Origin of the sequence: Flaviflagellibacter deserti (assembly GCF_042652085.1) — a bacterium.
Lineage (GTDB): Bacteria > Pseudomonadota > Alphaproteobacteria > Rhizobiales > Methylopilaceae > Flaviflagellibacter > Flaviflagellibacter deserti.
In genome coordinates, this window is record NZ_JBHSJF010000001.1 from 168683 (window position 1) to 183376 (window position 14694).

General features: G+C 62.6%; 16 protein-coding genes and 1 tRNA gene. 7 read left to right on the forward strand and 10 right to left on the reverse strand.

Annotated elements, in window-relative coordinates; translation table 11 throughout:
* Positions 1-7: 7 nt before the first annotated feature.
* Positions 8-84: transfer RNA gene (locus ACFPFW_RS00835), tRNA-Met, on the reverse strand.
* A 93-nt stretch (positions 85-177) separates the two neighbouring features.
* Positions 178-1245 carry a ketopantoate reductase family protein gene (locus ACFPFW_RS00840; RefSeq protein WP_114955341.1) on the reverse strand — a complete coding sequence of 356 codons (1068 nt, stop codon included), beginning with the start codon at positions 1243-1245 and terminating at the stop codon, positions 178-180.
* 313 nt (positions 1246-1558) lie between these two features.
* Between ACFPFW_RS00840 and ACFPFW_RS00845 the strand changes: the two genes are divergently transcribed.
* Genes ACFPFW_RS00845 through ACFPFW_RS00855 form a run of 3 tightly spaced genes read left to right on the forward strand, consistent with a single transcriptional unit; the run spans position 1559 to position 4757 of the window.
* Complete coding sequence (locus tag ACFPFW_RS00845) at positions 1559-3040, forward strand: UbiA family prenyltransferase (protein WP_114955342.1); 1482 nt, start codon at positions 1559-1561, stop codon at positions 3038-3040.
* The gene (locus ACFPFW_RS00850; protein WP_379769008.1) at positions 3040-3474 is read left to right on the forward strand and encodes a GtrA family protein; all 435 of its coding nucleotides are present in this window, start codon (positions 3040-3042) and stop codon (positions 3472-3474) included. Before ACFPFW_RS00845 ends, ACFPFW_RS00850 begins: the two co-directional genes overlap by 1 nt.
* A 56-nt stretch (positions 3475-3530) precedes the next feature.
* On the forward strand, positions 3531-4757 hold the full coding sequence (locus ACFPFW_RS00855) for a hypothetical protein (protein ID WP_379769011.1): 1227 nt from the start codon (positions 3531-3533) through the stop codon (positions 4755-4757).
* 50 nt (positions 4758-4807) lie between these two features.
* Here the strand turns inward: ACFPFW_RS00855 and ACFPFW_RS00860 are convergent, their stop codons facing one another.
* Positions 4808-5236: a hypothetical protein gene (locus ACFPFW_RS00860; RefSeq protein WP_379769014.1), complete on the reverse strand. Its 429-nt coding sequence runs from the start codon at positions 5234-5236 to the stop codon at positions 4808-4810.
* 193 nt (positions 5237-5429) lie between these two features.
* Between ACFPFW_RS00860 and ACFPFW_RS00865 the strand changes: the two genes are divergently transcribed.
* Positions 5430-6254, forward strand: a complete 825-nt coding sequence (locus tag ACFPFW_RS00865; protein ID WP_114955344.1) for a Cof-type HAD-IIB family hydrolase — start codon at positions 5430-5432, stop codon at positions 6252-6254.
* Here the strand turns inward: ACFPFW_RS00865 and ACFPFW_RS00870 are convergent.
* Positions 6251-6472: a hypothetical protein gene (locus ACFPFW_RS00870; protein WP_114955345.1), complete on the reverse strand. Its 222-nt coding sequence runs from the start codon at positions 6470-6472 to the stop codon at positions 6251-6253. The two genes, ACFPFW_RS00865 and ACFPFW_RS00870, sit on opposite strands and share 4 nt — an antisense overlap.
* 85 nt (positions 6473-6557) lie before the next feature.
* Positions 6558-7466: a Tim44 domain-containing protein gene (locus ACFPFW_RS00875; protein WP_379769017.1), complete on the reverse strand. Its 909-nt coding sequence runs from the start codon at positions 7464-7466 to the stop codon at positions 6558-6560.
* A gap of 243 nt (positions 7467-7709) precedes the next feature.
* Here ACFPFW_RS00875 and ACFPFW_RS00880 point away from each other — a divergent pair, with 243 nt between their 5' ends.
* Both ACFPFW_RS00880 and ACFPFW_RS00885 read left to right on the forward strand, forming a co-directional pair.
* The gene (locus tag ACFPFW_RS00880) at positions 7710-8018 is read left to right on the forward strand and encodes a TFIIB-type zinc ribbon-containing protein (RefSeq protein ID WP_114955589.1); all 309 of its coding nucleotides are present in this window, start codon (positions 7710-7712) and stop codon (positions 8016-8018) included.
* A gap of 164 nt (positions 8019-8182) precedes the next feature.
* Positions 8183-8971 carry a hypothetical protein gene (locus tag ACFPFW_RS00885; protein ID WP_114955347.1) on the forward strand — a complete coding sequence of 263 codons (789 nt, stop codon included), beginning with the start codon at positions 8183-8185 and terminating at the stop codon, positions 8969-8971.
* Positions 8972-8974: 3 nt separating this feature from the next.
* Here ACFPFW_RS00885 and ACFPFW_RS00890 read toward each other — a convergent pair whose 3' ends face one another.
* From ACFPFW_RS00890 to ACFPFW_RS00910, 5 genes are all read right to left on the reverse strand, one after another.
* Positions 8975-9910 (reverse strand): SurA N-terminal domain-containing protein, encoded by a 936-nt coding sequence (locus tag ACFPFW_RS00890; protein WP_162799562.1) that lies wholly within the window; start codon positions 9908-9910, stop codon positions 8975-8977.
* 95 nt (positions 9911-10005) lie between these two features.
* Positions 10006-10440 carry a c-type cytochrome gene (locus tag ACFPFW_RS00895; RefSeq protein WP_114955349.1) on the reverse strand — a complete coding sequence of 145 codons (435 nt, stop codon included), beginning with the start codon at positions 10438-10440 and terminating at the stop codon, positions 10006-10008.
* A gap of 317 nt (positions 10441-10757) precedes the next feature.
* A complete protein-coding gene (locus tag ACFPFW_RS00900; RefSeq protein WP_114955350.1) occupies positions 10758-10967 on the reverse strand; it encodes a hypothetical protein in 210 nt (69 codons plus the stop codon).
* Positions 10964-11128 (reverse strand): hypothetical protein, encoded by a 165-nt coding sequence (locus tag ACFPFW_RS00905; protein ID WP_162799563.1) that lies wholly within the window; start codon positions 11126-11128, stop codon positions 10964-10966. Before ACFPFW_RS00905 ends, ACFPFW_RS00900 begins: the two co-directional genes overlap by 4 nt.
* A gap of 85 nt (positions 11129-11213) precedes the next feature.
* Positions 11214-13436 (reverse strand): alpha-glucosidase, encoded by a 2223-nt coding sequence (locus tag ACFPFW_RS00910; protein ID WP_114955351.1) that lies wholly within the window; start codon positions 13434-13436, stop codon positions 11214-11216.
* A gap of 496 nt (positions 13437-13932) precedes the next feature.
* Between ACFPFW_RS00910 and ACFPFW_RS00915 the strand changes: the two genes are divergently transcribed.
* Positions 13933-14685, forward strand: a complete 753-nt coding sequence (locus tag ACFPFW_RS00915; RefSeq protein ID WP_114955352.1) for an IS5 family transposase — start codon at positions 13933-13935, stop codon at positions 14683-14685.
* Positions 14686-14694: the final 9 nt, after the last annotated feature.

Genomic DNA, 14694 nt, shown 5'->3' on the forward strand with positions numbered 1-14694 from the left:
AGAGATGTGGTAGCGAGGGAGGGACTCGAACCCCCGACACGCGGATTATGATTCCGCTGCTCTAACCAGCTGAGCTACCCCGCCACGTCCGCGCGATATAGGTGCGCCGCCGAGGTCAAGTCAAGCGAAGTCGGTTCACTAAACCCGGCCTCTGGCGATGCATGTTCGGGAGAGCGACTAAGCCGCCTTCTGGCGGTTCATCGCCAGGCGGTCGTCAACGAGGGCGACGGTCCGGTCGATCGAGGGGTGGCGCATGCCGAGGCGTTCGCCCGCTGCCTGGACCAGACGGTCGACGCGCTCGATGTTGGGCGCGCCGGCGAACAGAGCGCGCGCGGCGGACGACGGCTTCAGCAGGCCGAGGGCGGCGTTCGCGTATTTCTCGAACGGCACCATGTCGTCCGGCGAGGCGCCGAGGCCGATGCAGACCTTCTGCACCCATTCATAGATCTCGCGCGATTCCCCGATGTCCGAATGCACGGCGTCGCGGATCGAGCGGGCCTCCTGGGGCTGCACACAGCGGTAATTGCCGGTCAGCAGCATCGCCCACTTCGCGAGAGGCACGAAGATGGAATCATGCAGCTTCAGCTTCACCGGCAGCTCGACGGGACCGTCCTCGGTCTCGTAGCGAATGGCCTCGATGTCGTCCTGCATCCGTCTCAGCATCGCGGTGTGTTCGTCGGAATCGAAGCGGGCGACCTTGAAGTTGGTCGGCAGGGTGACCTGCAGCACGTTCGGCTTTTCCTCGGGCGGCCGGAAACCCTGCGGATCGGGGCTGCACAAAGTGACGAGCGCGGGATCGAAATGTTCCCACACGGTCGGGTCGGTGAAGCAGTGCATCAGCCTGTGGTGGTCGAGGGTCTTGATGCGCTTGAGATAGGGCAAAGGCGGCATGTTCATGATCGACATGCACGGCACCTTCGCGCGCGCCGCCGCATCGAGAAGCTCGCGGACGCCGGGCGCACGATATTGCGGCTCCTGCATTGCCAGGCCGACAAGATCGAAGTCGGCTGGGTTCACGTCCGAGGGCGTGGCCGCGGAGATGCGTCCGGGGAGGCCCAGCGAGGAAATCTCGACCTGTTTCGAGGAACCGCGAACCGGCATGCGGACTTTCGTGCCCTCGGAATTGATGATCTCGGCCTCGCTCGGGACGCAGACGAGGGTCACGTTGTGGCCCGCCATCGCCAGCTTCGTCGCAAGAAGCGACCCGTAGGACGCTCCGAAGATCATCGTATCGTAACCGGCCATCCTCTTCCTCCGCTAAGTGAATTATGAATTTTGCATTCAAATTAGCGCGGGGAAACGGGGTCTGCAATCGCCAGCCGGCTGGTTCCCACCATTACTGAGACGTGCAGCTCCGGAAGAGGGAGGACTGAGCCGCCAGTGTCCGCTCAAGTAGTTGATCTCGGATCCCGAGATCATTCGGTTAACAATAGCTAAAAACTGACATGGTTATTTTCAGTAATAACCATAATTCGTGAAGTTTATCGCGTATTTGAGTGTTTTCTGATTTCAGTTTGCTGCGCCCGTGCGGTTTGCGAACGGCGAGGGAACTGAAATCATGGGTGCTTTGCCGCGTGTCCGGGTCGAAGACCGTTCGCAGATCTCCGGATCCGAGGCGGCCGTCCCGCTCGTGCTCGATGTCGACGACGCGCTTTTGCGCACGGACATGCTGCATGAGACGGCGATCGCCTGCCTGAAGGCCAACCCGCTTCGCATCTTCAATCTCGTCGGATGGCTGTTCCAGGGGAAGGCCGTCCTCAAGCGCAAGCTCAGCGAGAGTGTGCCGCTCGACGTCGAGAACCTGCCTCTCAACGAGGATCTGGTCGCCTATGCGCGGGACGCGCATGCGAACGGCCGCAAGGTCGGCCTCGCCACCGCGGCCGACGAGCTTCTGGCCAAACGGTTGGGTCGTCGGTTCGATTTCGTCGATTTCGTCATCGCCAGCGATGGCATCAGCAATCTGAAGGGCGTGAACAAGGCCGCTGTGCTCGTCGAGCGCTTTCCGGATGGCTTCGCCTATGCCGGCGATAGCCGGTCCGACCTCGACGTCTGGGCGGTGTCGCAATCCATCGTTCTGGCCGGCGCCTCGTACGATACGACACGCAAGGCACGTGCGCTGGGAAAGCCGGTTGAGGCCGAGTTCATTCGTCCTCGGCTCGGCGTACGTGGATGGCTCAGGGCTGTCCGCGCCCATCAATGGGCAAAGAACGCATTGGTCTTCGTGCCGCTCGTCCTGTCCGGCCTCGCGACCGATCCGCTGGCCCTGGCGCAGGCTCTGGTCGCTTTCGCCGCGATCTCGATGATGGCGTCCGGCACCTATCTGCTGAACGATCTGTTCGATCTCCGCGACGACCGCATCCACTGGACCAAGCGCAACCGGCCGCTCGCCTCGGGGGCGCTTCGGATCAAGCACGGCGTTCCGGCGGCGGCGGTGCTGATCGGCGGAGGACTTGTCGCGGCGGCCTCGCTGGGGCTGGCCACGTTCGGCCTGGTCGCGGCGTATATGGTCACCACGCTGGCCTATTCATTCTACCTGAAGCGCCAGCCTATCGTCGACGCCTTCACCTTGGCGGCGCTGTTCACGCTACGTCTCGGCATCGGCATCGCGGCCGTTTCTGCGGTGCCGTCGCCGTGGCTGCTCGTCTTCTCGATGTTCCTGTTCACCTCGCTGTCCTTCGCCAAGCGCCAGACCGAGATCCAGAAGAGCGTCGCCAATGGCCGCTCCTCGGTCAGCGGGCGCGGCTATCTCGGATCGGACGCGGGAATGGTGGTGGCGATGGGCGTATCGACCGCAATGGCAGCGATCACGATCATGGTCCTCTACATCATGAACGACGTCTACAACGCCGAATTCTATCGTCAGCCGCTGTTCCTCTGGGTGTTCCCAGCGGCCCTGTTCATGTGGGTGTCGCGCATCTGGCTGCTGTGCCATCGCGAGCAGTTGAACGACGATCCGGTGGCGTTCGCGATCCGCGATCCGATCAGCCTCGGCCTGGGCGGCCTGATGGCGGGAGCGTTCGTGCTGGGCTGGACGCTGTGATGAAAAGCCGGATCACCGCGCTGATGGCGAACCAGGTGTTCCGCTTCCTGCTGCTCGGCGGTTTCGCGGCGGCGGTCAACTGGATCGTCCGGTTTCCGCTGTCGCTGGTCATGCCGTTTCCGGCGGCCGTGCTCGTCGCCTACATGATCGGAATGGGCGTCGGCTTCACGCTCTACCGCACATACGTCTTTCCGGGATCGTCGCGAACGCTGCTCGAACAGAGCCTGACCTTCCTCGGGGTCAATCTCGTCGGCGCGGTGGTCGTCCTCGTTCTGACCGATCTTTTCCTCGGTCTGCAGTCCGGCAGCACCTGGCCGGAATTCATGCGCGAGGGGCTGGCGCATGGCTTTGCCATCGGCGTCGGAGCGGTGGTCAATTTCTTCGGCCACAAGCTCCTGACCTTCCGTGGAGCGCGCCGCGCAGCCGCCGTTTAGGCGTCCTTCACCCGCCTCGGCTACTTCGACGCTGTCGGCGCTCAATGGAGACTTCAGTGACGGCTCGTCGGGTGGTGATCTCAGGGGCGCTTGCGGGTCTCGTCCTGGCATTTGTCGCGGTTTTCGCCCTGGCGGTCCTACGCGAAGCGCCGCAGAGCAATTCCTATGCGCTGCTCGCCGAGGGCTGGCTGAACGGCCGCTTCGACGCCGACCATTGCTTCGACGCCGATTGCGCGAACGTCGAGGGCCGCACCTACATCATCTTCCCGCCGCTGCCGGGTGTGATCGCGCTGCCGTTCGTGGCTTTGTTCGGCGCCGGCTTCCACTTCTTCATGCCGCTCGTGCTGGCGGCATTCGCCGCGACGGGATGGATGTGGTGGCGGATCGCCGCGCGCGAGACTGGCTCGCGCGATCTATCGATCCTGACGGTGCTGGCGATCCTATTCGCGACGCCGCTCGCCTTCGTCGCGCTGCGAGGCGACCATGTCTGGTTCTTCGCGCAGGTCTGGGGTTTCCTGTTCGCGACCGCCGCGATCTATAGCGCGCTGTTCCGGCGGAACGCACTTCTGGCCGGCCTCTTCATCGGGCTGGCATTCCTCTGCCGCCAGATGACGATCCTCTATTTGCCGTTCCTCTATGTGCTGCTGCTCGATGAGAAGACGCCGCTGTTCAGGATCGACTGGGCGGCGATCAGGCGGGCATTTGCCTTGGCCGTGGCGCCCGTTTTGGCGCTCTGCGTCTACTTCGCCTACAACTACGCCCGCTTCGGCTCGCCGCTCGAGACCGGCTATTCGTACATTTTCCCAGCCGCGCTGAACGAGGCAGGCGACGCCGCCTTGTTCCTGCGGCTGCGGGTGCAGGAACTCGGCATCTTCTCGAGCCAGTACCTGCTGTTCAATGCCATCTACATGTTCATCGCCGGCCCGCACGTGGAGTTCGCCGGGCGATATATGACGGAACTGTCCGGCTTCGACGTCAACGGCGCCTCGCTCTTCCTGGTGACGCCTGTCCTGCTGCTCGCATTCCTCGCGCGTTGGAACCGGGCCTTCCTGTTCGGGATCGCGACGGTCGGCGTGATCCTCGGACTGACTTTGTTCTACCACTCCAACGGATTCTCCCAGTACAGCGCGCAGCGCTATGCGCTCGACTGGCTGCCGGTCCTGCTCGTCTTCCTCGTGCGCGGCGTCAAAGCGGAATATGCGGCGCCGCTGTCGATCCTGATCGCCTATTCGATGGGCGTGACCCTGAGCATGATCGCGCTCGGCGGTGTGCTCGCGAACTGAAAACCCCGCCGGAAGGGCGGGGCTTTCGAAGAGGCCGTCGAGGCCAAGTCCTACGGGCAGTAGTCCCAGAAGCCGCTGCGGCGGCTCGGGCTCGTATAGTACCAGCACATTCCGGGCGCCGGTGGGCGCGACCAATAGGCGGCCGAGGCGGCCACGAAGCCAAGCGCAGCTCCGGCGGCGATGGCTCCGCCAGGACGCCAGCGGTAATGGCCCGGACGCGCCCAGCGGCGCGGCGCTACGACGACCGGGCGGCCGACACCTGGACGGCCGGGACGGACCACGACGGGCGGTCGCCTGACGGGACGGCGAACGACGTGCTGTGCGCGCGTCAGGTCGGTCGGAGTAATCGTCGAGATGTCGATCCGTGTCTGGCTGATCGGCGCGGCGAATGCAGCCGCGGGCAAGCCCAGCGCTGCGCTCGATAGGATCATCGCGCCAAGGACGGGCGCCTGCATGGCTTTCAGAAAGCGTTTTGCCATTCTTTCGTTCTCCCTTGTCCGGCGGGCCGCCAGAGCTTGCGCGGATTGCTGACGATTCCGTTCGTTGCGGTACGCCAGTAGTCGCACGGGAGATCGTGAACGCCTTCAAGGTTGCGATCCAGCTCAAATTGATCGATCGGCATCCAACGATGGGGTAGTCGCGCGCGTCACATCAATGTCCTAGGCTGGAACGATGTCAGCCGCACCGCCCATCCGCCTTCTCATCTCCGACGTCGATGGCACGCTCGTCCATTACGACAAGAGCCTGTCAGATGTGAACATCGCCGGCTTCCGCCGGCTGCGCGAGGCGGGCATCAGCGCCACCCTCATCAGCGCCAGGCCGCCGAGCGGCATCCAGTGGATCGCCGACGAGCTCGAGATCGAGCGGCCGCTCGGGGCTTTCAACGGCGGGACGATCTTCTCGAGGGACGGAGCGGTTCAGTTCGCGGTGAGGCTTGAGCCGGAGGTGGTTTCGATGGTGGTGGCCGCGCTGGACGAGGCCGGTGTCGAGCCCTGGCTTTTCGCGCACGGGCTCTGGTATGCGCGCTCCACCGGCAATCCTCATGTCCCACGGGAGATCCTGTCGGCGAGCGTGCAGCCGACCTTGGGATTCGACCTCACATCGCTGACCAAGGACGTCGACAAGATCGTCGGCGTCAGCGACGACCACGATTTGCTGAAGGCGGTCGAGGAAAAGGTGAAGGCGCTGGTCGGCGCGCGAGCCACGGCCGCCCGGTCGCAGGCCTACTTCCTGGACGTCACCGCGGTTCCGGCCAACAAGGGCGACGGCGTCGTCGCGCTGGCCAAGGCGGCCGGAGTGCCGCTTTCGGAAGTCGCGGTGATCGGCGACATGGCCAACGACCTGCCGATGTTCGCGAGGGCGGGGCTTTCGATCGCGATGGGGCAGGCGCCGGACGCCGTCAGGCAGGCGGCCAATTACGTTACGGCGTCGAACGACGAGGACGGCGTTGCCGCGGCCATCGACCGCTTCATCCTCAACAAGCTACCGGCTCGCTAAAGCGAGCGCGGCACCGCGATGATCAGGGTGTGCTCGATGCCGTCCCGACGGCGGACGTGCATTTCCATTCGAGGGGCGACGAGTTGCCATCCCGGATCGGGCTGGCTCAGCACCATGTCGAGCGCCTCCCACGGCGCGACGACCCCGGTGTCATTGGCCGGTTCGAGCGCCGGCGGCTCATCCATGAAAAGCGTAAGCTGCGTCTGAGCGTGATCCATCGGCACACCGTTGCGAGCTGAGCGCGACGATATTGGGATCATAGGCCGGGGGCGCGCAAGTCCCCCGGCCTTATCAATAGTGCGATCAGACTTCCTGGATCGCAGACAGTTTCCAGTCGGAATTGCGCGAGCGCACGAACGTCCAGAGCTCGGTCGCTTCGGTCAAATCCATGTCGCCCGAGACGACGTCGTTGGTCGTGCGGTCGCGCATGACATCCCGGCTTTCATAGCGCATGGCCACCGTGGCGTACTGATCGTCGCCTTCACGCCAGGTCTCCGACACATCGCCCTGCAGGAGCTTGATGTCCGAGACCTCGTTGCGGACGCCAGACGTCGCGTTCTGTCCGAGCTCCTCGGCCATGTACGACATGACCTCCGGCGTCGTGCGGCTGCGCAGCGCGGCATAGTCCTCGCGGCTATAGGCGGACTGCACCTCGTTCAGCATTTGCTCGAAGCGGTCGAGATCGGCCTGTTCGACCTGCGCCTCGGAGGCGAAGCCCGAGCCCATCGGAGCGGACGAGCCGGCACCGTTGTACTCGTAGGCGGAATGCTGGGGTCCCGTCGCCGTTGCCGGCTGCGGCGAACGCGCGGAGGCTTCGGCCGGACGCGACTGGCGATTGGCAAGCCAGCGCATGATCAAGGTGGCAACGATCATCGCGAGACCGATCTGCAGGATCAGGCCGAGCATGCCGGCAAGGCCGCCGAAGCCGTGACCCAGCAGCAGGCCGATCACACCGCCGATCAGAAGGCCGCGCATCATCGATCCGGCGAAGCCGCCGCCGAACATGCCGCCGGGGCGCTGGGCGTTGGCGGCCGCAGGCTGGTTCATCGCGGCGGGGTTGTTCGTCTGCGTGCGCGGCGACATCGAACGCTCGATCGGCGCCGTCGTGGGAGCCGTCTGCGTCGGCGCCGGCGCCTGGAAGGTCCGCGTGCCACGGCTGCCGAAGCTGCCGCTCCTGCGGGCGTCGGCATGATCCATGGCAATCAGGCTCATGCTCGCCGCCAAAATAAGGGCACTCACAATACCAGAAACGCGTTTCATGTTTCCTCGCAACTCCCAAAGCCGGGCGAAGCAACATATAGGTAGCTTTGTGTTCGCAGGCGAGCGCGTTCCTCCGAACCTTTCCAAAATTTCATCCGTTTTCGAACGGCTTGCCGTAGTTTTACTGATTGTCTGGGGGTCAAAACTCTCCACGTTCCGCGCCTAGTTTTGAGTTGAATGAGGGAGATGAAGCCGATGAAGTGTCCGATCGACAGTGCGGAACTCGTAATGACGGATCGCCAGGGCATCGAGATCGACTATTGCCCGCAATGCCGTGGCGTCTGGCTCGACCGTGGTGAATTGGACAAGATCATCGAGCGTGCGGCGGGCGGGCAGGCGGCTCCGGCGCCGCAGGCGACCTTCGCGCCGCCACCTCCGCCGCCCCAGCAGCGGCACTATGATGACGACCGCAACTATGATCGCCGTCACCAGCAGCACCATGACCCGCGCTATGGACACCGCAAGAAAAAGTCGTTTCTTGGGGATCTGTTCGATTTCGACTGAAAACGAACGAAGCTTCCAGCGCGCTGTAACTCACGGATGCAACTCCGCTATTCCGTTTGGCCAGGTTGAGCGATTCAGGGCACGTCCGTAAATTCGGAATGCGCCGTTTCGAACGGCGGCCCTAGCCCGCACTCCAAGGACGTCAGCGACGAACCGGAGGCCTGATGCTCGACATCCGACTGGCATTTTGCACCGCCGTTGCGCTCGCGTCGGCGGTTCCGGCGTACGCGCAGGATGCTCCGGATGTCTCCGAGCCGCCGGCGATGAGTTGCGACGACAGAAAGATCACGCCCGAACTGAAGCTGCTCTGCGACGGGATCGAGCAGAGTTATCGCGATGCGATGTCCGCGCCTCCCGAAGTGACGGGTACGATTCGCTCCGCGCCGCTACCCTCGTTGGCGCGGAGGCCGATCAATTCCGAATTGATCGGCGGCGGTTTCGATTTTCATCCGGACCGCACCAATCCTTTCGCTCTCGCGCCCGACCGCAGCGTCGGCGTCAGGGTGAAGGGAGCCGACACTCCGGTTCAGCTTTCGACCGAGATGGTCCAGCCCGGCGATCCCGAGGCCCAGTCCCGGCTGAACTGGGAACTCAAGGCGGAAAGGGGCGCCAGCGCCGTCCAGTCGGGAATGTTCGTCGGAGGTGCCGCGGCCGGGACCTACGAGCGCAGCGGGAGCGGCGAGAATGTCAGTGCCTTCGCGGGCGTCCGCAGGGTCACGCAGCCTTATGACGGCGTTCGCGTTGGATCGGAGATCGCCCCGCGTCTTAGCGTGACGGACGACGCGACGACCTCGATGAGCTTCGAGCCGAAGGTCAGCACCTCGGCCGAATTCGGCCGGATCGGGACCAGCGATTTCAGGGGCAGCCTCAACGCCGACGTCGGCTATCAACTGCCTGTCGGAGGCGATCCATCGCTCTACAGCGGCTTTCGCCTGTCGATCAGGCCACGCTGACCGTCAACGATATTCGATCAGCGCCTTCTGGCGGAGCTCGGTCATCATCTTCTCGGTCTCGCCCTTGCTGGCCTCGCCTGCGAGCTCGTTCGTGATTTCCTGGCGAAGCGCGGTGTCGTCTTGGACGCTCTGCTTGCCGCAGATCATCACGATCTCGACGCCGACGCTGCTGAGGTCCGGAGCGGTGGCCTGCCCGACCTTCAACGCCTGCACCTGCTGGCGGAACGCGTCGCCCATCTGGCTGGACTGACGCGTGATCTTTTCCTTGACCGCGACGTCGCGAAGGCTTCTGGCGAATTCCGCTCCCTGATCGCAGCTCTGAATCCGCGTGCGGAGCGTCTCGGCTTCCTTCTTTCGCTGCGCCACGACGGCGGGCGGCGGATTGGCCGGTGTTACGAAAAGGATCTGCTGGAGCGTGTAGACGTCGTTTGCAGCCTCGCCCTTCTGCTTCCGCTCGGTGATCTCGGCGGCGATATCCTTCTCGGCGATGCCGGAGCTCGCGCGGATCCGGAAGTTGACCAGCCGGCGCTGTATCAGCTGCGTGCGGATGTTTTCCTTGAAGGTGCGGGCGCTGGTCCCCGCTTGGGCGAGGCCCTGACCCAGTTGGTCGGGTGTCATCTTGTTGCTCGCGGCCAGGCCGTTGAAGCGCTGGTCGACGTCGCTGTCCGACACGGTGACCGTGCGGCGCTTGGCTTCCTGCTGGACGAGCGTCTGGTCGACAAGCACGGCGAGCGCCTCCTTGTCCGTCATCTGCTTTTTCTGCGTCAGGCGGACGAAAGCCTTCTGCTCGGCCACGGCCGTCGAGGTGATCGGCGTGCCGTTGACGATCGCAACGATCCGGGTCTGGGCCGTTGCCGGCGCCTGCCAGCCGAAGAGGGCGGCGAGGATGATCGCAGCGATGGTCGGCGAGCGCATCTTGAAGAAAATTGGAACGCGCATGAATGCTCTCTCTCGGGTTGCGGCACACGGCGCACGAACGAGATGCAACATCCTCTTCATTTTGGCAATTCCGCGACGCTGCCGCGGCGGGCGCATCATTCGTTGCGATAGACCTGGTGACAACCGCCGCATTGCGGCTGAACCGCGGCAAATGACGTTTTAAAATCCGCTTCTCCCTTCGCGGTGGCCGTGGCGGCGGCCTCGGCATCCGCGGCGAGCTTCTTCACGCGTGCGTCGAAATCGGTCTTCTGGGTCCAGATTTCCGGCCTGGCGTTCTTGTCGCCGGTCTTCGCGCTGTCGGGGAACAGGGTCGAGAAGGTCTTCGCGTTGGCAGAGATCGTGTGGAACGCCTCTGTCGCCTTGGCCGCGTCGAACGAATCCTGGCCGCGGTTCATCCGGTTGATGGCGCCGAAGGCGCGGCCGATGTTCTTCATTGTCGGTTCGCGCGCGGAGATGGGATCCTGGGCCAGAACCGCACCTGCGGACAAAGCGAGAGCGGAAAACGCGGCCAGGGCAAGCATACGACGCATCGGACATCTCCGAACGGGAACGATGCGGCGCACCCTATGCTGGAATTGTTCGAGAACGAAGACGCGGTCAAACCTTCCTGCTCACGATACGGTCAGGCGGACTAGGCCGTGAACTCATTAAGTTCGCTGGCCATCGGCCGCCCGAGAGTCCGCTTCCTGATTGTCTCCGGAAGCCGCCGCAAGCCGAGAGCACTTCCGTTGAGCGCCAAAAGCGGGTTGCGCCCAACTGGTTGCATCGAAGATAGAACGGATCCGTCGGCCGCGATCTCGCCAATCGACCACGGACCGTCAACGTGATCGGATATCGTCAGCCTCCTTCATCCGTTCAGGTTCGTGAGCCACTTCAATGCAGATATGCTCGGCATGAAGAAGTACTCGCCGCCGCAAAGCACATTGAACGTCTGGGTGCCGTGGATGCGCCGTCTAACCGGCTCCCTCGGAATGGTGAAAGGCGCCCCTTCCTCGTGCCGCCCGATGATCCGGTCACGCTCGCGGCCGGCGCCGATGAAATTGCCACGTTGATTCACTCTTGCTGGAGGAATTCGAGCGTCGCCATAGCCCTGGCGCTGACGAACTGGACGATCGCGCCGCGCGGCACTTCATCATCCTCTTCCGACAGAGCGTTCGGATCGTATGGCAGTCCGTAGGTCGTGCCACGCCTTCGCGCCCTGACGCTCCAGCTCCGCACGAGCGGCGGATTCAGAGGACGGATGGAAAGAATAAGCCCCGGCGATTGGCCGGGCCTAGGTGCCGCCGCGCTTGCCTTCCCAACATCAGTTCGCGGCGGTTGCGTCCTTAAGGTACGTCGCGAGAGCCGTAGCGTCGGGAGAACCCTTCCGTATGAACACGGCGGGCTTCCCGAGCGGCGCAGGCATGCGAGCCCACTCTCCTGGCTGACCCGCGTCTTTCCCTGTCCATGCATCGTTCCAAGCACTTCCTGTCGGAAAGTAGACCTCAACGGAATCGGCGCCCTTATCGAGAACCGGCGCCACCATGAGGTCTTCGCCAAGGAGAAACTGGTAGCGAATGTCATGCGTGTTGGGATCATCTGGATAATGCAGGAAGAGGTGGCGGACCAATGGAAGGCCCCGCCCGTTGGCCTCATCCACGAGAGACTTTCGATAGGGGGTGAGAGCACGATAGATCGCCCCGCAAAGGCGGAGATGCTCCAGCATCTCTGGCGTGCTATCCGCCTCTATCGAAAGGTTCGGTGTTATCCCTTCCTGCGTGCGCATCACCGCGGTGAATGCGTTGAGCTCCATCCACCGCATCATCAATTCTGGCGTCCGATTGATGATCGGTATCTCTTTCCCGGCGATGTCCAGCTTCAGGGCCACGTACCCGCCGATGTCGCTGTGCATCATGCTGAAGCCCGATATGCCGCCTGACAATATTCCGACCAGTGCCGTTTTGATGCCGTCATACTCGTCCCAGGTCATTAGCTGATCACCGAGCCAAAACAGCGTCGAGATGCCCGGGCTTCGCGTGTAACCGGAGCGAGAAAAGAAAACCATCTCGTCGCCGTGACCGGTCTCGTCGATGACCTCTCGGCTTAGGCGTTGCCACTCTTCTGGAAATTTGTTGTGCCACACCCAGGGATCCGCACCGCCGTACAGCTTTGCATCCAGAGGCAGGGCCTCGCCGAAGTCATTCATCCATCCGCCGGCGCCAGTCCCAACCATGTTCGTCTTCATGACATTTTTGATCCAGGAGCGTGTTGCCGGATTACTCAGATCGATCATCCCGACCATGAAATTGGCATTCTTGATGAGGTATGGAGATCCATCCGCGTGCTGGACCAGATACCCCTTCGCCTTACCCTCTTGGAAAAGCTGGTCGTGACCTTCGATGGTTGCAAGGAACGGGTTGATGTAGGTGAGAATCTTGCCTCCGTCCTTGGCGATGTCGTCGACTAGCTGCCGCCAACCAGGGTAGTAGGCTTCATCCAGAAACCAGTTCCAGAAGAGCTGCGTTCCCGCACTCGTCGGATGCGTTCCAACCCAATCCTGAAGCCAAAGGCCAGCGACCGGAACACCAGCATCCTTCGTGCGCTGGATCCGCTCGCGCACTTTGTCGGTGCCGCCCATAATGCCGAGGATAATGCCGCTGTGGACCCACTCCGGCAGCTTTCGCATGCGGCCCGTGTACTCGGTGTACGCTTCGAGTAGGTCGACTGGTGTCTTGCCGTAGAGGATGCGACCAGACATCTTGCCAGACCAGATCTTGATCTGGATGGCGTCCGCCTTGCGCATGTCGAACTCACTGTATTCGTAGTCCTCCAGAAATATGCAGCGAAGGCGGCTTGTCATGATGTACGGGACCGGCTTCCCCGTGTGGAAGGGCGTTCCACCGCTGTCGTAGTCCAATAGGTTGACCAGTTCGGTCACAATGGGTTTGCCTCTCCCGATGCCATGCTCCTGCACAAGGATCGGGACGAGCTTTCCTTTTTGATTGAAGTAAGTCAGCTGGGACCCGCAGCCGAAAATGGCCTCATCCTTCGATGAGTCGATAGCCAAGACGACCCTGTTCAGTGAAGACGATTTGTCGCCCGTGAGCTTGATCGCGAACTGCAGGTGGGTCGGCGAAACCGCACTGAAGACGAGCGTATATGCGACGCTATCGGCCGGGCCCGATATCGTCCCAGAGACCGTCGCCGCGCTTCCCGCGACCTGAATGTCATCGATCGTCGGGGATTCATATCGGGTCGTCACCGTGTCGTTGATTTTGAAGGTGCCTTCTGGCGAACCGACTTCTGTCACTGCCGCCGACGCTTCCTCGGCAGCGAGGAAATTTCCCCTCGACTGCGTCGCCCAGAGGACGCGATCTGGAGTCTGCTTGTGCGTGACGCTCAGCCCCTTCTCAGTCCGACTTAGAACGAAGTCGCCGACAGGATAGTTCATCCCAGTGTCAACCGCCGCTGCAGCACGTTGCGGCAGTGCGACGAGCGCCGCACCGGCCAACCCACCGGTGAACAAGTCCCTGCGCTTAATATCCATGGCGTGTCCCCCTCTATGAGTCTGGAAAACTCGTGGAGGTTTTCAGGCTGCGCGGGCAAGTGCCCTTCTCAGCGGGCAAGCAGCAGGCCCACACTCTCCGGAACCGTCACACTGTCAATGCTTGTATTTTCAAGCGTGCCGGATCGGCGCGGTCCTAGGTCGGCCGGCATAAACGCCCAGACACATGAGGCCCGAAACCACTCAGGGCGGCGCACACGGAGGCCTCGGAGGTGTCCTAGATCCAGGCCCAGCCAGCCCCCAAAGAAACCCTTCCAGTCTTCGCGGCGACGTATGGTTTGCTAAGAGCTCCATGAGGATGTGTGCGCGGCGGGTGCTCGTCACAGCCATTTGAATTTGACGTCCGCTTAGGGTCAAGAATCCCCGTCCAGCTGGCTTTGCGTACAGTCCGCAGTTGCGCAGATTCCGGAAGTTGGGGATCCCGCATTGAGTGCCATCGCATAGATGTGATTCCAAGCTCCCAAGAGGAGCACGAATCATGCGGTATGAACTCAGCGACTACGAATGGAGCGTCATCAGGCCGATGCTCCCGAACAAGCCACGCGGCGTCCCTCGAGTCGACGACCGGCGCATTCTCAATGGCATCGTTTTGCGATCAGGCGCGCCGTGGCGCGATCTGCCGGAGAGCTTCGGCCCCTATACCACCTGTTACAATCGCTTCGTTCGCTGGCGCCGGGCGGGTGTCTGGGACCGCATTATGAATGCCGTCGCCGCTGCTCATGACGCAGCGGTACAAATGATTGACACATCGGTAGTGCGCGTGCACCAGCACGGCGCCTGTATCGTCGGCAATCGCGAGCAACACGTGGGTCGTTCACGAGGCGGACTGACCAGCAAGATTCACGCGGTCGTGGACGCCGATGGCCTGCCGGTGGGCCTCGGCCTGACGCCCGGCGGAGCTCACGACAACAGGCTATGTTCGCTGCTCCTGACCGGATTGCATCAAGGAACAATGTTGCTGGCAGATCGCGGATATGACGCCGACTGGATCAGGGAGCTCGCCAGCCAGAAGGGCGCGTGGGCAAACATCCCACCCAAACGAAATCGCAAAGAGCCGATCTGCTTCAGCCCTTACCTTTACCGGGCGCGCAACCTGGTCGAGCGATTCTTCAAGATCAAGCAGTGCCGCCGTATCGCTACCCGCTACGACAAGCTCGCCGCCAACTACCTTGCCTCCGTCAAGCTCGCATCAATCCAGCTATGGCTGCGCACTTATGAGTCCACGCCCTAGTTCTTTCGT